Source organism: Enterobacter sp. 118C5 (assembly GCF_034107645.1).
Taxonomy (GTDB): Bacteria; Pseudomonadota; Gammaproteobacteria; order Enterobacterales; family Enterobacteriaceae; genus Enterobacter; species Enterobacter nematophilus.
On sequence record NZ_JAWNEU010000002.1, the window covers coordinates 70,644 to 89,954 of the forward strand.

The window sequence follows — 19,311 nt, forward strand, 5'->3', positions numbered from 1 at the left end:
TTACTCCTGTCATGCCGGGAGAAGCAACTGCGCTTCACCATGGACTTCTGTTCTGTTGGTGCAATTATACTGTATAGTCATACAGTATCAAGTATTTTGTAGAAATTGTTGCCAGAGCGTTTTTAACGCATAAACGGTAGCCTGCCGCCGCACGCTTTCTCGATCGCCGCTGAAGCACTCCCGGCGGGTGATCCCTTCCCCTTTGGACGTGGCAAACCCGAACCAGACGGTGCCGACAGGCTTCACGTCGCTGCCGCCGTCCGGCCCCGCGATACCGCTAATGGAAACGGCGTAATCTGCCCGCGCCTCTTTCAGCGCGCCAATGGCCATTTCAATGACAACCGGTTCGCTGACCGCACCATGCTGTTCCAGCGTGGCTTCGCGCACGCCAATCATCTGCGCCTTAGCTTCGTTACTGTAGGTCACAAAGCCGCGTTCAAACCAGGCGGAACTGCCGGCGATATCGGTAATCGCTTTCGCCACCCAGCCGCCGGTGCAGGATTCCGCGGTAGTAATTGTCGCGCCACGCTGCTTCAGGGCAAGGCCAACGATCTCGCTAAGCTGCATCAATTCATGGTCAGTCATTCTTGCTCCAGGCTTGAGAAAAACGTGCAGCACAAGATAGCACTTTCTCGTCTAATATGGGGATGCGCTTCAGGTTTTACGAGGGGGCTTCAGAAAAAAGCCGGTACGGGCGCACCGGCTGGAGAAATGTTACTTCATGCTGCTCGCAATCGTATCGACATTATGGCGAAACGCCTTAACGTAGGTGTCTGCCACCCCACCTTTGGCCGACAGGGCTTCCGGGTAGAGTTCGCCGCCCGGCTGTGCGCCGGTCGCCGACGCAATCTGCTTCACCAGGCGCGGATCGAGCTGGTTTTCCATAAACCACGTTTTCACGCCGTCGGCTTTAATCTGCTTGATAATCTCCGCCACCTGCGCCGCGCTGGCTTCGCTCTCGGAAGAGAGTCCTTGAGGTGCCATGAAGGTTACGCCGTAAGCGCGGCCAAAATAGCCGAATGCGTCATGGCTGGTCAGCACTTTGCGTTTTTCCTGCGGGATCTGGCTAAAGCGCGTTTTGGCCCAGCTGTCCAGCTGAGTCAGTTGCGCAATGTACGGTTTTCCTGAAGCCTCCAGCGCCGCTTTGTCTTCCGGATCGGCTTTCACCAGCCCGTTCAGAATATTTTGTGCATACAGCGCACCGTTCGCCGCGCTGTTCCAGGCGTGCGGGTCGGTCACGGTCTTTCCATCTTCCTCAAGCGTGTGGGTTTTCACCCCGGTTGAGGCGACGACCAGCTGCCCTTTGAACCCGGAGGCTTTCACCAGGCGGTCGAGCCAGCCTTCCAGCCCCAGTCCGTTGACCACCACCACGTCAGCCTTGCTCAGCGCCGCGCTGTCTTTTGGTGACGGTTCGAAGGTGTGCGGATCGCCGTCCGGCCCCACCAGCGTCGTCACGTTCACGCGATCGCCCCCAACTTCCTGGGTGATATCCCCCAGTATCGAAAAGCTGGTGACCACATTCAGCGTTTTCGCCATCACGCTATGCGACATCATCCCCAGCGCAAGCGCCATAATTAATCCTGTACGTTTCATCGTTTCCCCTTGCGTTAAAAAAGCGCCCGCAGGCTGCCAGCCAGCCTGCTGCGCGTGCCAAATAAAACGGAAATAAAGAACAGCGCGCTGGCGGTCAGCACAATGGACGGCCCCGCGGGTAAACTTGCCGCCCAGGAGAGGCTTAGCCCCAGCCACGCGCAGAAAATACCGCTGATACCGGCCATCAGGAGTAATCCGGGTAAGGTGCGTACCCAACAGCGCGCCGCCACCGCCGGGAGCATCATCAGCCCGACGGCCATCAGCGTGCCGAGCACCTGAAAACCGGCCACCAGGTTAAGCACCAGCAGCGCCAGAAACAGGGCGTGCAACAGCCCGGGCAGCCAGCGGGCATTCACCTGCAGCCAGGCGGTGTCAAACGCCTCCGTCACCAGCCCGCGGTAAAAAAGGGCCAGCGTGATAAGGGTGAAGATGCACACGCCGGTCACAAACAGCGCGGCGTCGTTGTCCACCGCGAGGATTGAGCCAAACAGCAGATGCAGCAGATCGACATTCGAGCCGCGCAGCGATACCAGCGTGACGCCCAGCGCCAGTGAACCCAGGTAAAAGCCGGCAAAGCTGGCATCTTCTTTCAGCGGCGTGCGGCGGCTGACCAGCCCGGCCACCAGCGCGACGGCAATTCCGGCGATAAACCCGCCGACGGTCATTGCCAGTAGCGACATCCCGCTGAGCAAATACCCCACGGCGACGCCGGGCAAAATAGCGTGAGAAAGCGCATCGCCCATCAGGCTCATCCGGCGCAGCTGAAGAAACACGCCGAGCGCGGTGGTGCTGACGGAGAGCGCCAGGCAAACCACCAGCGCGCGGCGCATAAAGCCGAATTCGATAAACGGCTGGAAGAATGTGTGCCAGATCATGCCACCCTCACCCGTTCGGTTTTCCACTGGGGGACGTCAGCATCCAGCCGCAGCGTCTGCGGGAAGTGGCGCGCCACGCGCTCGCTGTCGTGCAGTACCGCGAGCAGCGTTTGCCCCTGCATATACATCTCCAGCATCAGATCCATCAGCACGTTGCAGGTCGCTTCATCAACGCCGGTAAAGGGCTCGTCGAGCATCACCAGCGGCGCCTGCTGCACTAACACGCGGGCAAACAGCATGCGCTGAAACTGGCCGCCGGAGAGCTCATCGATGGTGGAGAGCGCCATCGACTCCAGCCCCACGCGCTCAAGTGCGCCACTAATGCGCAGACGCGCTTCGCGGCGAAAACCGGCGAAAAGCGAAATTCCGGGCCAGCAGCCCATGCTCACCACGTCCTGCACGGTCAGCGGAAATTGCGCCTCCAGCGCGTGACGCTGCGCCAGCCAGCCGATTACCGGTCGTCTACCTTGCCAGCGGAAGCTACCGCTCACGGGCGGGATAAACCCGGCGAGGGTTTTCAGCAGCGTGGATTTGCCGCAGCCGTTGGCGCCGATAATGGCGGTCATGCTGCCGCGTTCAATCACGCCCGAAAGCGGACGCGTGACGGGCTGGCGGTCATAGCCCGCAATCAGTGCGTTCATCACGATCATGGCAACGCCACCGCCCAGCGCACGGCCAGCCCGAGAAGCAGAATGAGCACCATCGCCAGCAATAGCCGAACCGGGGATGAGAGAGAAAACAGGGACATGGACATCTCAATTCAAAAATAATGTTATAACATAACAATAATAAAAGGCGATGAAGATGTAAACGGCGGGAATGAAATGGGAGTGTGGCGAAATGTTTCTGCGGGAAACAGGTGCGGGCGGGTGCCCTCTCCCACGGGGAGAGGGGGAATAAGATGACTTACTGACTAAACGGCGAAGTCGCCGGGACGCGAGCCTGCGACACCGCCAGCCCCAGCTGCCACACCGCCATTGCATAGTGGGTGCTGTGGTTATAACGGGTGATGGTGTAGAAGTTCGGCATACCGTACCAGTACTGGTAGCCGGTTCCCACGTCCAGACGCAGCAGGCTCACCTGGTCAACGTTGCCCAGCGGCTGGGTTGGCGTTAAGCCTGCCGCCGTCAGCTGGGCAACGCTGTATTTGGTTTTGAAACCGTTTTCCAGACCAAACGCCTCGCCGTTGGCCTGCACGGCGACCTGGCCGCCCGGCGTCCAGCCGTGCGCTTTGAAGTAGTTCGCCACGCTGCCGATGGCATCCACCGGATCCCACAGGTTGATATGACCGTCCCCGTTAAAGTCGACGGCATACTGCTTATAGGAGGACGGCATAAACTGGCCGTAGCCCATCGCGCCGGCAAATGACCCTTTCAGATCGAGCGGATCGTCCTGCTCGCTGCGCGCCATCAGCAGGAAGGTTTCCAGCTCGGAAGAGAAGTATTCGGCGCGGCGCGGGTAGTTAAAGGAGAGCGTCGCCAGCGCGTCGAGGATGCGGGTTTTGCCCATCACGCGGCCCCAGCGGGTTTCCACGCCGATAATCCCGACGATGATTTCCGGCGGTACGCCGTAGACCTGCCACGCGCGGTTAAGCGCATCTTCATACTGATTCCAGAACGCCACGCCGTTTTGCACGTTGTCCGGGGTAATAAACTGTTTGCGGTAGCGCAGCCACGCGCCGTTCGGCCCGCTCGGCACCTGGGCGGACGGCGCCTGCCTGTCCATCAGGCGCAGCACGTAGTCCAGACGCTTCGCCTGAGACAGAATTTCATGCAGCTGCTGGCGGTCGAAACCGTGTTTACTCACCATTTTATCGATGAACTGCTCGGCCGCCGGGTTATTCGCGAAGTCGCCGCCCATCTGCATCATATTGTGCTGCGGCTCCAGCAGGAATCCCCCGGAAGGCGCGCCCGCCGTTTGCTGAACGGCTTCGGTCTTAGGTTTGCTGCTACAGGCAGACAGCAGGATAAGCGCAGGCAACAGCGCTGCATAACGACGCTTGAACATGAGACATCCATTTAACGGGTTCGATAAGAACCCAGTATGGTAAAGCATCCGCAACACCTCAAGGAAGCGGTACGCGCCTCCCCAACGCAAATCCGTGCTTTTTTCCACCGAAAATCATTCACCCCATCAATTAACTTTCAAAATAATCCATTTTTCTTTCATTGTGAGATCTAACTAACACTTTAAAACCTTTCAAAGTGATTATTATTAGACGCAGTTATACAAAAACAAAAAAGCCCCACAGGAGAGAAGAATGATAGAGACCATCACCCACAGCGCCGAGTGGTTCATCGGGCTGTTTCAGAAAGGCGGAGAAGTGTTCACCGGCATGGTGACCGGGATCCTGCCCCTGCTGATCAGCCTGCTGGTGATCATGAACGCGCTGATCAACTTTATCGGCCAGCAGCGCATCGAACGCTTTGCCCAGCGCTGCGCCGGTAACCCGCTGTCCCGCTACCTGATATTGCCCTTCATCGGCACCTTTGTTTTCTGTAACCCGATGACCTTAAGCCTCGGCCGCTTTATGCCAGAGAAGTACAAACCGAGCTACTACGCCGCCGCCTCCTACAGCTGCCATTCGATGAACGGCCTGTTTCCGCACATTAACCCCGGAGAGCTGTTTGTCTACCTCGGGATCGCCAGCGGCCTTACTACGCTTGGCCTGCCGCTCGGCCCGCTGGCGGTGAGCTACCTGCTGGTTGGCCTGGTGACCAACTTCTTCCGCGGCTGGGTGACTGACCTCACCACCGCCATTTTCGAGAAAAAAATGGGCATCCAGCTTGAACAGAAGGTCCATCTTTCAGGAGCGACAGCATGAACCGGATCCGCATTGAGAAAGGCACGGGCGGCTGGGGCGGCCCGCTGGAGTTCGACGCCGCCGAAGGCAAAAAGATCGTCTACATCACCGCGGGCACGCGCCCGGCGATTGTCGACAAGCTGCGCGAGCTGACCGGCTGGGAAGCGGTTGACGGCTTTAAAGAGGGCGAGCCGCCGGAAGCGGACATCGGCGTGGCGGTGATTGACTGCGGCGGCACGCTGCGCTGCGGCATCTATCCGAAGCGCCGCATTCCGACGGTGAATATTCACTCCACCGGAAAATCCGGCCCGCTGGCGCAGTACATCCTTGAGGACATTTATGTCTCGGGCGTGAAGGAGGACAACATCACTCTGGTGAATGGCACCCCCGCGCCGCAAAAAGCGGCCCCGCGCGAGTACGACACCAGCAAAAAAATCACCGAGCAGAGCGACGGCCTGCTGGCAAAGGTCGGGATGGGAATGGGCTCCGCCGTGGCGGTGCTGTTCCAGTCCGGGCGCGACACCATCGACACGGTGCTGAAAACCATTCTGCCGTTTATGGCGTTCGTCTCGGCGCTGATCGGTATCATCATGGCCTCCGGCCTGGGCGACTGGATTGCCCACGGCCTCGCCCCGCTCGCCAGCCACCCACTCGGGCTGGTGACGCTGGCGCTGATCTGCTCCTTCCCGCTGCTGTCGCCGTTCCTCGGCCCGGGCGCGGTGATTGCCCAGGTCATCGGCGTGCTGATTGGCGTACAGATTGGTCTGGGCAACATTCCCCCACACCTCGCCCTGCCCGCCCTGTTTGCCATTAACGCCCAGGCGGCGTGCGACTTCATCCCCGTGGGGCTGTCGCTGGCCGAAGCGCGCCAGGACACCGTGCGCGTGGGCGTGCCGTCCGTGCTGGTGAGCCGCTTCCTGACGGGCGCGCCGACGGTGCTGATTGCCTGGTTTGTCTCCGGCTTTATCTATCAATAAGAGGTTCCTGCAATGAACGTCATTTACCAGACCACCATTACCCGCATCGGCCAGAGCGCGGCAGACGCGCTCAGCGACCAGATGCTGATCACCTTCCGCGAGGGCGCTCCGGCGGATATCGAAGAGTTTTGCTTTATCCACTGCCACGGCGAGCTGAACGGCGAACTGAAGGCCGGAAGCCAGCTGGAGCTGGGCGAAGCGCGCTATGCCGTGACCGCCGTCGGCGACGTGGCCGAGCAAAACCTGCGCGAGCTGGGCCACATCACCCTGCGCTTCGACGGCCAGCCGCAGGCGGAATACCCCGGCACGGTTCATGTGGATGGCCCGGTTCCGCAGGCTGTCACCCCAGGCTGCACGTTAAAATTTGTTGCGTAATTAAGGAGAGTCACATGAGTCAGGTTGCCGTTGTCATTGGTGGGGGACAAACCTTAGGCGAGTTCCTCTGCCGTGGGCTTGCCGCAGAGGGCTACCGCGTGGCGGTAGTGGACATTCAGAGTGAGAAAGCCGCCCGCGTGGCGGACACCATCAACACCGAGTTTGGCGAAGGGATGGCGTACGGGTTTGGTGCCGACGCCACCAGCGAGCAGAGCGTGATGGCGCTGGCCCGCGGCGTGGACGAGATTTTTGGGCGCACCGACCTGCTGGTCTACAGCGCGGGGATTGCGAAAGCGGCGTTTATCAGCGATTTCGAGCTGGGTGATTTTGACCGCTCGCTGCAGGTGAATCTGGTGGGCTATTTCCTCTGCGCCCGGGAGTTTTCCCGCCTGATGATCCGCGACGGGATTCAGGGGCGCATTATTCAGATCAACTCAAAATCAGGGAAAGTGGGCAGCAAGCATAACTCCGGCTACAGCGCGGCGAAGTTTGGCGGCGTGGGGCTGACCCAGTCCCTGGCGCTGGATCTGGCCGAATACGGGATTACCGTGCACTCGCTGATGCTGGGTAACCTGCTGAAATCACCAATGTTCCAGTCCCTGCTGCCGCAGTACGCCACCAAGCTCGGCATCCGGGCTGAGGAAGTGGAGCAGTACTACATCGATAAAGTGCCGCTCAAGCGCGGATGTGATTATCAGGACGTGCTGAACATGCTGCTATTTTACGCCAGTCCGAAAGCGTCTTACTGCACCGGGCAGTCGATTAACGTCACCGGTGGGCAGGTGATGTTCTGATCGAGCGGTTTGTTTCCCCTCACCCCGGCCCTCTCCCCACAGGGGAGAGGGTTAGGGTGAGGGGTGAGGAAAATAAGGAGCGAATATGGTTACCGCATTAATCACCGTCGCCGCCCTCGCCTGGCTGTGCCAGATGGCGTTTGGCGGCTGGCAGATCCACCAGTTTAACCGCGCGTTTGACGCCCTGTGCCAGAAGGGCCGCGTCGGGGTCGGGCGTTCCGGCGGACGCTTTAAACCGCGCGTGGTCGTCGCCGTTGCGCTGGACGAGCATGACCGGGTGTGCGATTCCCTTATCATGCGCGGCATGACGGTGTTTGCCCGACCGGCCAAAATCCAGGCGATCAACGGCCTCCCGTTACAGGAATTGCAGCCTGATGTGATCTTTCCCCATGATCCACTCTGTCAGAATGCACTATCATTAGCGCTTAATCTGAAACATGGATAATTTCGTTGTGAAAGTTATAGACTTGCGAAATTATCATTTCGCAACCTAAGGAACGAAGCGCCTATGAAACCACGCCAGCGGCAGGCGGCCATTCTGGAGCATCTGCAAAAGCAGGGAAAATGTTCGGTAGAGGACCTGGCCCACTACTTTGACACCACCGGCACGACGATACGCAAGGACCTGGTATTGCTCGAAAACTCTGGCGCCGTTATTCGCACCTACGGTGGCGTGGTGCTCAACAAGGACGAAGCGGACCCGCCTATCGATCACAAAACGCTGATCAATACCCATCAGAAAGCGCTGATTGCCGAGGCCGCCGTCAAATTTATTCAGGACGGCGATTCCATCATCCTCGACGCAGGCAGTACCGTCCTGCAGATGATCCCCCTGCTCAGCCGCTTTAACAACATCACGGTAATGACCAACAGCCTGCACATCGTCAACGCCCTGTCGGAGTTTGACAGCGAGCAGACTATCCTGATGCCCGGTGGCACCTTCCGTAAAAAATCGGCGTCCTTTCACGGCCAGCTGGCGGAGAACGCCTTCGACCACTTCAGCTTCGATAAGCTGTTTATGGGCACCGACGGCATCGACCTGAACGCGGGCGTCACGACGTTTAATGAGGTCTTCAGCGTCAGCAAAGCGATGTGCAACGCCGCGCGGGAAGTGATTTTAATGGCCGACTCGTCGAAGTTTGGCCGCAAAAGCCCCAACATTGTCTGTAGCCTTGAAAGCGTTGATAAGCTGATTACCGACGCGGGTATCGATCCGGCGTTCAAAAAAGCGCTGGAAGAAAAAGGCATCGACGTGATCGTAACCGGAGAGAGAGATGAGTGATTTTCTGTTAGAAACGGGCCGCCAGACGCTGATGCTGGAGCTGCAGGAAGCCAGCCGCCTGCCGGAACGTCTGGGCGAGGATTTTGTCCGCGCCGCCAACACCATTATCCACTGCGAAGGCAAAGTGATCGTGGCGGGCATCGGTAAATCCGGCCATATCGGCAAGAAGATTGCCGCGACGCTCGCCAGCACCGGTACCCCAGCGTTCTTCGTGCATCCGGCAGAGGCGCTGCACGGGGATCTGGGGATGATCGAAAGCCGCGACGTGATGCTGTTTATCTCCTACTCCGGTTCGGCCAAAGAGCTGGACCTGATTATTCCGCGCCTGCAGGAAAAATCGGTCGCCCTGCTGGCGATGACCGGGAAACCCCGCTCGCCGCTGGCGCTGGCCGCCAAAGCGACGCTGGATATTTCCGTCGAGCGTGAAGCCTGCCCGATGCACCTCGCTCCGACCTCCAGCACCGTTAACACCCTGATGATGGGCGACGCGCTGGCGATGGCGGTGATGCAGGCGCGCGGATTCAATGAGGAAGATTTTGCCCGTTCGCATCCGGCAGGTGCGCTCGGCGCGCGCCTGCTCAACAAGGTTCACCATCTGATGCGCACCGACGACGCCATTCCGCAGGTCAAACTCGACACCAGCGTGATGGACGCGATGCTGGAGCTGAGCCGCACCGGCCTGGGTCTGGTGGCGGTATGCGATGACGGCGGAAACGTCAGGGGCGTGTTCACCGACGGCGACCTGCGACGCTGGCTGGTGGGCGGCGGCAGGCTGGAAACCAACGTGTCGGACGCCATGACCAAAGGCGGGCTGACGCTCAACGCCGACAGCCGCGCCATTGAGGCCAAAGAGGTGCTGATGAAGCGCAAAATCACCGCCGCACCGGTGGTGGACGAGCACGGCAGGCTGTGCGGCGCCATCAACCTGCAGGACTTCTACCAGGCCGGGATTATCTAACCCTTCAGCCCAAGACGCTTCGCCAGCCGGTGCAGGTTGGCGACGTCCATCTCAAGCGCCCGCGCGCACGCCGCCCAGCTGCGGTTGTTCTGCTCCAGCGCGCGGGTAATCATCTGACGCTGAAACTCTTCCGTCGCTTCGCGCAGGTTTTCGATTGCGCTCTCAGGCGCAGCAGGCTTCATGGTCGGAGCATTTTCCTCATGCAGCGCAAAATGGCGCGCATGAATCACCACTTCATCCCCCGAGCGCGTCGCTCTCGCCAGCACCACCGCGCGGTGAATCGCATGTTCCAGCTCGCGCACGTTGCCCGGCCAGCCGTAGCTCATAAGGTGCGTCCTCGCACCGGGGCTTAACACCACGCGGGAGAGCCCCATTTTGAGCCGGCACTGTTCGCAGAAATAACCCGCCAGCAGCACCACGTCGTCCCCGCGCTCGCGCAGCGGCGGCACGGACAGCGGGAACACGCTCAGGCGATGAAACAGGTCGGCGCGGAACTGCCCAGCCAGCACCGCTTCGCGCAGATCCCGGTTGGTCGCAGCGAGGACCCGCACGTCCACCCGCAGGCTGCGGTCATCCCCCACGCGCTGGATGTCGCCGTACTGCAATACGCGCAGCAGCTTGGCCTGAAGTGAAAGGGAAAGCTCGCCAATCTCATCAAGAAACAGCGTGCCGTTATCGGCCATTTCAAACTTGCCGCTGCGGTTGCTGATGGCCCCGGTAAACGCCCCTTTGACGTGACCGAACAGCTCGCTCTCCGCCACGCTTTCCGGCAGCGCGGCGCAGTTGAGGTACACCAGCGGGTTGACCGCGCGCGGCGACGCTTCGTGAATGGACTTCGCCACCAGCTCCTTACCGGTACCGGTCTCTCCGAAGATCAGCACGTTTAGATCGGACGCGGCAACAATCTCAATCTCTTTTTTGAGCTGCGCCATGCCGGGCGAAAGGCCGATCATCTCCGTGTGCGCCACCTGCTCAAACGCCGCCGGGCTGCCGGGAAGGATATTCTGGCTCTCCAGCTGTTCAATCAGCAGCGCGTTATTCAGCGCCCCGGCGGCCAGGGCCGCAATCAGGCGCAGCTCCTCGTCGCTGAAGGTGTCGAACTGGTCCGGAGACATGCCGTCGAGGGTCAGCGCGCCAATCAGATTTTGCCCGGCAAACAGCGGCAGGCCGATGCAGGCGTGCACCTTCAGGCTCTCCTGGCCTGGAATAAGCCCGTCGTACGGGTCGGGCAAGTCGCTGTCCGCCGGGAAGCGCACCACGTCACCCGCGCGGGCGATGGTCTCCAGCCGCGGATGGCCTTCCAGCGTAAAGCGTCGACCGAGCACGTCCTGCGCCAGCCCGTCGATAGCCAGCGGAATAAACTGCCGTCCCTCGTAGCGCAGCAGCGCGGACGCATCGCACTCAAGCACGTGGCGCAGCGTGGAGATCAGGCGCTGAAAGCGGTCCTGATGGCCGATGCCGGTTTGCAGTTCAATGGCGATCTTCGCCAGCACGTCTACGGAAAAGCTCATGTCTGCCTCACTGTCATTTTGACAATGCATAGTGTCATATTGACTCTTTTTTGGATAGTCATAATGACTACTCATTACTGGGCACAAAATCACAACCCATTGAATATTAATAAGTTAAAAAGTTGGCACGTAACTTGATATAAGCAAACCATCTTATTTGAAAACGCTGTATTAAGTTGAGGTTGCTATGTCTATTCTGGTTAAAAATAACATTCATTGGGTGGGTCAACGTGACTGGGAAGTGCGCGATTTCCACGGGACGGAATACAAAACGCTGCGCGGCAGCAGCTACAACAGCTATCTCATCCGCGAAGGTAAAAACGTGCTGATCGATACCGTCGATCATAAATTCAGCCGCGAGTTCGTGCAGAACCTGCGCAGTGAAATCGACCTGAATGACATCGACTACATCATCATCAACCATGCGGAAGAGGACCACGCCGGGGCGCTGACCGAGCTGATGTCCCACATTCCGAACACACCTATCTACTGCACCACCAACGCCATTGACTCCATCAACGGCCACCACCACCATCCGGAGTGGAACTTCCACACCGTGAAAACCGGCGACACGCTGGATATCGGCAACGGCAAGCAGCTGATCTTCGTTGAAACCCCGATGCTGCACTGGCCGGACAGCATGATGACCTACATGACCGGCGACGCGGTGCTGTTCAGCAACGACGCCTTCGGCCAGCACTACTGCGACGAACGCCTTTTTAATGACGAAGTGGATCAGACCGAGCTGTTCGAACAGTGCCAGCGCTACTACGCCAACATTCTGACCCCGTTCAGCCGCCTGGTGACGCCGAAAATCACCGAGATCCTCGGCTTCAACCTGCCGGTGGACATGATTGCCACCTCCCACGGCGTGGTATGGCGTGAAAACCCCACCCAGATCGTCGAGCTGTACCTGAAGTGGGCGGCGGACTATCAGGAAGACCGCATCACAATCTTCTACGACACCATGTCCAACAACACCCGCATGATGGCGGACGCGATTGCCCAGGGCATCAACGAAGTTGACCCGAACGTGGCGGTGAAAATCTTCAACGTGGCGCGCAGCGATAAGAACGAGGTATTGACCAACGTCTTCCGCTCTAAGGGCGTGCTGGTGGGAACCTCCACCATGAATAACGTGATGATGCCGAAGATTGCCGGCCTGGTAGAAGAGATGACCGGCCTGCGTTTTCGCAACAAGCGCGCCAGCGCCTTTGGTTCACACGGCTGGAGCGGCGGCGCGGTAGACCGTCTCTCCACCCGTTTACAGGATGCAGGCTTTGAGATGTCCATGAGCCTGAAGGCGAAATGGCGTCCGGATATCGACGCGCTGGAGATCTGCCGCCAGCACGGCCGCGACATTGCGCGCCAGTGGGCGCTCGCCCCGCTTCCTGACGTCACCGCAAAACCTGCGGAACAGCCGCAAACCTGTTCCGCGGCAGCCAGCGCCGATCTCGGCCCACGCATGCAGTGCAGCGTCTGCCAGTGGATCTACGATCCTGCGCTGGGCGAACCGCTGCAGGATGTCGCCCCGGGCACGCCATGGAGCGAGGTGCCGGACAACTTCCTCTGCCCGGAATGTTCCCTCGGCAAAGACGTCTTTGACGAACTGGCAGCGGAGGCAAAATGAACAACGGCATCGTTATCATCGGCTCGGGCTTTGCCGCCCGCCAGCTGGTGAAAAATATCCGCAAGCAGGACGCTAACGTGCCGCTGACGCTGATCGCCGCCGACAGCATGGACGAGTACAACAAGCCTGATTTAAGCCACGTCATTAGCCAGAATCAGCGCGCCGACGATCTCACCCGCCAGACGGCGGGGGAGTTCGCGGAGCAGTTCAACCTGCGTCTGTTTCCGTACACCTGGGTCACCGACATCGACGCCGACGCCCGCGTGGTGAAAGCGAAAGAGAAAGCCTGGCAGTACGACAGGCTGGTGCTGGCGACCGGAGCATCTGCGTTTGTGCCGCCGGTTGAGGGCCGCGAGCTGATGATTACCCTCAACAGCCAGCAGGAGTACCAGGCCAGCGAAACCCTGCTACGCGATGCGCAACGGGTGATGATCGTCGGCGGCGGGCTGATCGGCACCGAGCTGGCGATGGATTTCTGCCGCGCGGGGAAATCCGTGACCCTGGTTGACCACGCGGCGAGTATTCTGTCGGCGCTGATGCCCGCAGAAGTAAGCAGTCGCTTACAGCATCGTCTGACCGATATGGGCGTGCATCTGCTGTTAAAATCGCAGCTACAAAGCCTGAGCAAAACCGAAGGTGGTATTCGCGCCACGCTCGACCGCAGCCGCAGCGTTGAGGTGGATGCGGTGGTTGCCGCGACGGGGCTGCGCCCGGAAACCGCGCTGGCGCATCGCGCAGGGGCTGAAATTAACCGCGGCGTGAAGGTCAATAGCTACCTGCAAACCACGCGGCCGGATATTTATGCCCTGGGCGACTGCGCGGAAATTAACGGCCAGGTGCTTCCTTTCCTGCAGCCGATACAATTAAGCGCCATGTATCTGGCAAAAAACCTGCTCGGCGGCAGCGCGCCGCTGAAATTACCCGCCATGCTGGTGAAGGTCAAAACGCCGGAGTTGCCGCTGCACCTGGCGGGTGAAACGCAGCGTCAGGATCTGAACTGGCAAATAACCCTCGAAGCGCAGGGAATGGTCGCGCGCGGCGCGGATAACGAGGGTCAGATACGCGCCTTTGTCGTCAGTGAGGACCGGATGAAGGAGGCTTTCGCGCTGCTGAAATCGCTGCCCGCTTAACCCGTAATTTCCTGCCACGCTTACTTAACCTTTGGATTTTATTATCCGCCGCCCCGATGTCCCGGGGCTTTTTTTTTACGTATTCTATTCATCAAATAAATGCAAAGCAGGTATATCATCGCTATCAATCCTTTATTTATTATTTTCATAAATACTTAAAAGCGGAACAGCTGAAAAACATCACCCTGTTTTATTATTCTCGGCCGGGCTAGTCTGACAGGTAATTAATTAGCCGGAGATGAATCATGGCGACTTTTAATACAGAACTCAAATATCTTTCTCGTTATTTCAAACAAACGAAGCATGCAGAACGCATTTTATTTCGCTGGCTTTATTTGAGCCCGGAGGAGCGCATTGCGCGTCTGCGCGAGCTGATGATGCCGGTCAGTGAACATGAGCGGTAATTGACGGGTAAAACCGGAACACTTTACGTAAACCAACACTTTTTCTTCCGCAAAAAAAACCTACACTCTCAGCATCCCTTTTTCTTCGGTATGCCGCTATGCGCCAGCTTCAGAAAATCCGCCAGTATCAACGGCTTTATCAGCACTACGGCGCGGAGCCTACGCCCACGACCATCGCGGAAGTGGCGGAGGTTGCGCTGTGCAGCGAACGCCATGCGCGCACCCTGCTGCGCCAGCTCGCGCAAAGCGGCTGGCTAAGCTGGGACGCCCAGCCGGGACGCGGGCACCGCGCCACCCTGCACTGCCTGACCACCACCAGCGAGCTGAGCGCGCCGCTGATGCGCGCCTGTCTGGAAAAAGGGGATTACCAGAGCGCGCTGCAGCTGGCCGACGGCGATCCGGCCAGCCTGCACCACATCATCACCCCGTTCTTAGGCGGGAAATGGCTAAAGCACCAGCCGACGCTGCGCATTCCGTGGTATCGCCCGCTGACGTCGCTACATCCTGCCCTTTCGCGCCGCCGCGCCGAGCAGCATATTATCTGCGCGGTTCACGCGGGTCTGACGCGCTACGCCCCCGGCCGCCCGCAGCCGGTCGCGGATTTAGCCCATCACTGGGATATTCGTGACGACAATCGCCGCTGGCGCTTTTACCTGCGCAGCGGCGCGCACTGGCATAACGGGCAGGCCATTAGCGACGAAGATATGCTCAGCGCGATGCAGCAACTGCTGGCCGACCCGGCACGCCGCGCGGGGCTTGCGCACGTTCAAACGGTGTCGCTTGTCGCCCCCTGGTGTCTGGAGATCGCGCTTACGGCGCCCGATGCCATGCTGGCGCATCGACTCGCACACCATGCCTGTCGCCTTCCGCATCCGCAGCAGCCGGCTATCGGTGCGGGCCCCTTTGCTATTGCCCACCACCACTCGCACTATCTGCGCCTTGAGCGTCAGCCCTGGTACTTTGCCGCGCATCCGCTGCTGCATGCAATTGAGTTTTGGCGAACCCGCAGCGAGGCCGAAAAACCGGCGTGGATCACCGTCGGGAAAGGCAAAAACGCCCAGGGGGTCGTCACCTCCACCAGCGGCGGGTTTGCCTGGCTGATGCTGAACGCCACGCTGCCGCACCCGCTGGCCGCCTGGCTGCGTCAGGAAATACAGCATATTAATCAGCAGCACCTCCGCCGGGAGGATGTGGACACCCGCACGGAAATCCTGCCCGGCATCACCACGCCCGCACTGCCGGGTGCGTCCGAGGTGGCGCTTCCCGCTACCCTTTCGCTGGTCTGTTACGACACGCCGGGGCTGTGCGATCTGGCCAGCATGCTGCAGGCGCGTCTGAAAAAGCGCGGCTGTGACGTTACCCTCCAGCGCAAAGACCGCGAGGCGTGGCATGCCCCCGACGCGCTGGCGAAGGGGGATATCTTCCTGGGAGATTATCTGGCGGGTGAAGCAGCGGAGTTTGCGCTGGCAGAGTGGTTTATTGAAGAGCCCGCATGGGCCGCCGCGCTGGGGCAGCCCGCCTGGCAAAAAGCGAAACAGACGCTGATGGCGTACTGCGAAAGCGAAGAAAGCCTGCGAGAACGCCTGCCCGCCTTCTTTCAGCGCCTGCTGGAAAGCGGTGCCTGCACGCCGCTTTTCCACTACCGCTACCGTCTTAACACCCTGGAAAACGTGCAGGACATTGTGCTTACCGCCAGCGGCTGGCTTGATTTTACCCGCGCCTGGCTGCCTCCAGCTCAGGAGCGCACCACCAGCGCGTCGTAGCCGCGCCAGCGATAGTTGGCCACTGAGATGAGCCAGCAGGCAACGAACAGCCCGACCACCACAAACCCGGCGTTGCCCAGGTTGTCATTTACCGCGCCGATCAGATCCCAGACGCCGCCGCTGAGGGCAAATTTATCCATCATCAGGCCCAGCGCTTCCAGCCCGCCGATAAACAGCGCCACCACCACGGAGGTGCCGGTGATGGTCATGTTGTAGTAGAGCTTGCGCTGCGGTTTATCAAACGCCCAGCCGTAGGCGCCGACCATCAGCAGGTTATCGAGGGTATCCACCAGCGCCATGCCGCTGGCGAAGAGCGCCGGGAAAATCATGATTGACCACACCGACATCCCGCTGGACGCGCTGGCGGCAGAGATCCCCAGCACGCCGATTTCCGTGGCAGTATCAAACCCAAGGCCAAACAGAAAGCCTACCAGGTACATCTGCCAGCTTTTATTCACCAGGCGGAAGGTTTTACCGAACAGCCAGTTCATAACGCCACCCTGCGCAGGCAGCGTGACGTCGCCCTGCACCGGCTGGCCCTTTTTCAGCGCCTGGAAACTGCGCCAGACCCCGCGCAGGATCACCATATTCACCAGCGCCATTGCCAGCAGGAAGGTGGCGGAAACGGCGGTGCCAATCAGACTGCCGGTTTCGTGGAACCATTCCATGTTTTTCTGAAACGCCGTAGCGGTGGCGGCGATGGCAATGGAGGCCAGCACCACGATGGTGGAGTGCCCCAGCGAGAACCACGCCCCCACCCCGCACGGGCGTTTGCCCTGCTGCATCATCTTACGCGTCACGGTATCAATGGCCGCGATGTGGTCGGCATCTACCGCGTGACGCAGCCCGTAGCACCACGCCAGCAGGCTGGCGGCCATCAGCGCCGTACTGCCGCTAAAGGTGCGCCATGCCCATCCCCAGGCCAGCAGATTTGCCATTACCAGAGCCAGCAGCAGAAGCGCGGCGCGAGGTTCGTTGCGTAACAGTCGTAACATTTTAAATCCTTTTTGAACATGACCGGGCAGCGGCGACCACCGCCTGCCCGAAGGAGATCGCTCCGTCGCCTGCGGGCAGACGCGAAGGAAAAAGAAGCCTAAAATCAGAAAGATAATGACGCAGGCGCGCGCGCAGCAGGCGGTTGTGCAGCACGCCGCCGCTGAGGCAGATTGTCGAAATCGATAAGCGTCGGGCATGGCGCGCGGCGAGCTGGGCCAGCCCTTTTGCCAGCGCGTCGTGAAACGCCCACGCGCGCTCGCAGGGCTCCGCCTGCCAGTTCAGCCACCGCTGCCAGAACAGCGCAAGGTTATCCGCTTCCAGTATCACCGGATGGTCAACGCCCGCGCACTGCGATGCCAGCGCCTCCAGCCTGCACGCAGCCTCGCCTTCGTAGCGTTGCGCGTCGATGCCCAGCGCGCAGGCGACCGCGTCAAACAGGCGACCACAGGACGATGCCTGCGGTGCATTGATGCCACGCTGGATCGCCGTTGCCAGCAGCGGCCAGCTGTGCCGCTGAACCGCTTGCGTTTCCGGGTAGCGTTGCCAGTCCGGGACAAACGCCAGGCAGTGGGCGAGCAGATTACGCCACGGCTGCCGCGCCGCCAGATCGCCCCCCGGCAGCGCAACGGCAGGCAGGCCGCCAAGCCGTTCGCAGTCGAGATAGTTCACCCGCAGGCACTCTCCGCCCCACAGCGCGCCATTCTCGCCCATGCCGATCCCGTCCAGCGTCAGGGCGATAGCGTCACCGCCGTCGAGCGGCCAGCCGTTCTCCGCCAGGCACGCCGCCGCGTGAGCGTGATGATGCAGCACGGTTTCAACGGGCAGCGCCTGCTCCTGCGCCCACCGGCGGGCGTGATACGCCGGATGGGCATCGCACACCGCGCGCTCCGGCTGAAAGGCATACATGTCCTGCATCGTCGAGAGCGCGCTGCGCCACTGAGCTTCTACCCCCTCGTCGCTGAGATCGCCAAAGTGCTGGCTCAGCACCGCCTGGTTCCCGCGCACCAGGCAGAAGGTGTTTTTCATCTCTGCACCGGTGCACAGCATGGCGGGGATATTCTCAAAACCAGCGGGCAACGTGACGGCATCGGGCACAAAGCCGCGGGCGCGACGCAGGATAGCGCCATCCCGATCCATCACGGAATCGTCCATGCGTTGCAGAATGTCGCGGTTGTGCAGCAGGAAGCCGTCCGCAATGCCGCCGAGCTCCTCCAGCGCCTGCGCGTTGGTGACGGCAGGCGGTCTGCCGCTGAGGTTGCCGGAGGTCATCACCAGCGGGCGCCGGCAGTCCATCAGCAGAAGATGCTGGAGCGGGTTAGCGGGCAGCATCACGCCAACGCAGTCGAGCCCCGGCGCAATTTCCTCGGGGAACGCGGGAAGCGAGGCTTTTGGCGTCAGCACGATCGGTGCCGCGGGCGAGCGTAACATCGCCTGTATCGCCTCCGGCAGATCGTCCGCATCCGGGAGCATCACCGCCAGCGGCTTCGTCGGGCGCTGCTTGCGCATCCGCAGTTTCTGTATCGCCTGCGGATCCAGCGCGTCGCAAACGAGGTGGAAACCGCCGAGCCCTTTAACCGCGACGATGCCGCCGCCTTTCAGCATCGCCACCGCCGCGCGTAAAGCCGGCTCGCGGGTGGCAACAGCATCTCCGGCTCGCCATTCCAGCTGCGGCCCGCAGTCCGGGCAGGCCACCGGCTGGGCGTGGAAGCGGCGGTCGGCCGGGTTGCGGTACTCGGTTTCGCACGGCGCGCAGAGCGGGAATGCGGCCATCGACGTGGCCGGACGGTCGTACGGCATGGCGCGGATAATGGTAAACCGCGGCCCGCAGTGGGTGCAGTTGATAAACGGGTAACGGTAGCGGCGCTCGCGAGGATCGCGCATTTCAGCCAGGCACGCCGGACAGGTGGCGGCATCCGGCACGATTTGCGTATCCATCGTCCCGCGCTCGCTGTGGCGGATGGTAAAGTCCTCCGGCACGTGCGGCCAGGTGAACGGCTGCGTTTCAACGCGATCGATGCGCGCCAGCGGCGGGCAGTCCTGGCGCAGCCTCGCGGTAAAGTCCCCCCCATTACCCGCGAGACGCACCAGGACACCCTCTCCGTCGTTGCAGACATCGCCCACAAGCTTCAGCCGGTGCGCCAGCTGCCAGACGAAGGGCCGAAACCCCACGCCCTGCACTTTGCCGCGCACCCGAAGCTGGACGCCGTTAACGCTCATCGA

General features: G+C 60.5%; 19 protein-coding genes. 11 read left to right on the plus strand and 8 right to left on the minus strand.

Going from position 1 to position 19,311, the window contains the following annotated elements; all coding sequences use genetic code 11:
- Positions 1-87 precede the first annotated feature (87 nt).
- The 5 genes from pncC to mltB form a co-directional block, all read right to left on the minus strand.
- Positions 88-585 (minus strand): nicotinamide-nucleotide amidase, encoded by a 498-nt coding sequence (gene pncC, locus UTO39_RS05560; protein ID WP_061097290.1) that lies wholly within the window; start codon positions 583-585, stop codon positions 88-90.
- Between the two features lie 129 nt (positions 586-714).
- Complete coding sequence (locus UTO39_RS05565) at positions 715-1,593, minus strand: metal ABC transporter substrate-binding protein (protein WP_061097289.1); 879 nt, start codon at positions 1,591-1,593, stop codon at positions 715-717.
- Positions 1,594-1,607: 14 nt separating this feature from the next.
- The gene (locus UTO39_RS05570) at positions 1,608-2,468 is read right to left on the minus strand and encodes a metal ABC transporter permease (protein WP_151412891.1); all 861 of its coding nucleotides are present in this window, start codon (positions 2,466-2,468) and stop codon (positions 1,608-1,610) included.
- Positions 2,465-3,118, minus strand: a complete 654-nt coding sequence (locus UTO39_RS05575) for an ATP-binding cassette domain-containing protein (protein ID WP_320726683.1) — start codon at positions 3,116-3,118, stop codon at positions 2,465-2,467. Before UTO39_RS05575 ends, UTO39_RS05570 begins: the two co-directional genes overlap by 4 nt.
- Before the next feature lie 256 nt (positions 3,119-3,374).
- On the minus strand, positions 3,375-4,475 hold the full coding sequence (gene mltB, locus UTO39_RS05580) for a lytic murein transglycosylase B (RefSeq protein WP_266179204.1): 1,101 nt from the start codon (positions 4,473-4,475) through the stop codon (positions 3,375-3,377).
- A 253-nt stretch (positions 4,476-4,728) separates the two neighbouring features.
- Here mltB and srlA point away from each other — a divergent pair, with 253 nt between their 5' ends.
- From srlA to gutQ, 7 genes are all read left to right on the plus strand, one after another.
- Complete coding sequence (srlA, locus tag UTO39_RS05585) at positions 4,729-5,292, plus strand: PTS glucitol/sorbitol transporter subunit IIC (RefSeq protein ID WP_032648017.1); 564 nt, start codon at positions 4,729-4,731, stop codon at positions 5,290-5,292.
- Entirely contained in the window at positions 5,289-6,248 is a 960-nt protein-coding gene (locus UTO39_RS05590; protein WP_320726684.1) for a PTS glucitol/sorbitol transporter subunit IIB, read from the plus strand. Before srlA ends, UTO39_RS05590 begins: the two co-directional genes overlap by 4 nt.
- 12 nt (positions 6,249-6,260) lie before the next feature.
- On the plus strand, positions 6,261-6,623 hold the full coding sequence (gene srlB / locus UTO39_RS05595) for a PTS glucitol/sorbitol transporter subunit IIA (RefSeq protein WP_045261263.1): 363 nt from the start codon (positions 6,261-6,263) through the stop codon (positions 6,621-6,623).
- Positions 6,624-6,637: 14 nt separating this feature from the next.
- Complete coding sequence (gene srlD / locus UTO39_RS05600) at positions 6,638-7,417, plus strand: sorbitol-6-phosphate dehydrogenase (RefSeq protein WP_320726685.1); 780 nt, start codon at positions 6,638-6,640, stop codon at positions 7,415-7,417.
- An 85-nt stretch (positions 7,418-7,502) separates the two neighbouring features.
- A complete protein-coding gene (gutM, locus tag UTO39_RS05605) occupies positions 7,503-7,862 on the plus strand; it encodes a transcriptional regulator GutM (protein WP_320726686.1) in 360 nt (119 codons plus the stop codon).
- 63 nt (positions 7,863-7,925) lie between these two features.
- The gene (locus UTO39_RS05610) at positions 7,926-8,699 is read left to right on the plus strand and encodes a DNA-binding transcriptional repressor (protein WP_010434430.1); all 774 of its coding nucleotides are present in this window, start codon (positions 7,926-7,928) and stop codon (positions 8,697-8,699) included.
- Positions 8,692-9,657, plus strand: a complete 966-nt coding sequence (gene gutQ, locus UTO39_RS05615) for an arabinose-5-phosphate isomerase GutQ (RefSeq protein WP_151412896.1) — start codon at positions 8,692-8,694, stop codon at positions 9,655-9,657. The genes UTO39_RS05610 and gutQ overlap by 8 nt, the downstream gene beginning before the upstream one ends.
- Here gutQ and norR read toward each other — a convergent pair.
- The gene (norR, locus tag UTO39_RS05620) at positions 9,654-11,168 is read right to left on the minus strand and encodes a nitric oxide reductase transcriptional regulator NorR (RefSeq protein WP_320726687.1); all 1,515 of its coding nucleotides are present in this window, start codon (positions 11,166-11,168) and stop codon (positions 9,654-9,656) included. The genes gutQ and norR overlap by 4 nt on opposite strands.
- A 187-nt stretch (positions 11,169-11,355) precedes the next feature.
- Between norR and norV the strand changes: the two genes are divergently transcribed.
- The 4 genes from norV (at position 11,356) to UTO39_RS05640 (ending at position 16,095) form a co-directional block, all read left to right on the plus strand.
- Positions 11,356-12,798, plus strand: a complete 1,443-nt coding sequence (gene norV / locus UTO39_RS05625) for an anaerobic nitric oxide reductase flavorubredoxin (protein ID WP_320726688.1) — start codon at positions 11,356-11,358, stop codon at positions 12,796-12,798.
- Positions 12,795-13,928: an NADH:flavorubredoxin reductase NorW gene (gene norW, locus UTO39_RS05630; protein ID WP_061097279.1), complete on the plus strand. Its 1,134-nt coding sequence runs from the start codon at positions 12,795-12,797 to the stop codon at positions 13,926-13,928. Before norV ends, norW begins: the two co-directional genes overlap by 4 nt.
- A 245-nt stretch (positions 13,929-14,173) precedes the next feature.
- Entirely contained in the window at positions 14,174-14,332 is a 159-nt protein-coding gene (locus UTO39_RS05635) for a hypothetical protein (protein ID WP_320726689.1), read from the plus strand.
- A 98-nt stretch (positions 14,333-14,430) separates the two neighbouring features.
- On the plus strand, positions 14,431-16,095 hold the full coding sequence (locus UTO39_RS05640; protein WP_320726690.1) for an SgrR family transcriptional regulator: 1,665 nt from the start codon (positions 14,431-14,433) through the stop codon (positions 16,093-16,095).
- Here the strand turns inward: UTO39_RS05640 and UTO39_RS05645 are convergent.
- Positions 16,068-17,090, minus strand: coding sequence for a HoxN/HupN/NixA family nickel/cobalt transporter (locus UTO39_RS05645; protein WP_320726691.1), 1,023 nt, complete (start codon positions 17,088-17,090; stop codon positions 16,068-16,070). The genes UTO39_RS05640 and UTO39_RS05645 overlap by 28 nt on opposite strands.
- A 1-nt stretch (position 17,091) precedes the next feature.
- Positions 17,092-19,308 (minus strand): carbamoyltransferase HypF, encoded by a 2,217-nt coding sequence (gene hypF / locus UTO39_RS05650; protein ID WP_320726692.1) that lies wholly within the window; start codon positions 19,306-19,308, stop codon positions 17,092-17,094.
- Between the last annotated feature and the right edge of the window lie 3 nt (positions 19,309-19,311).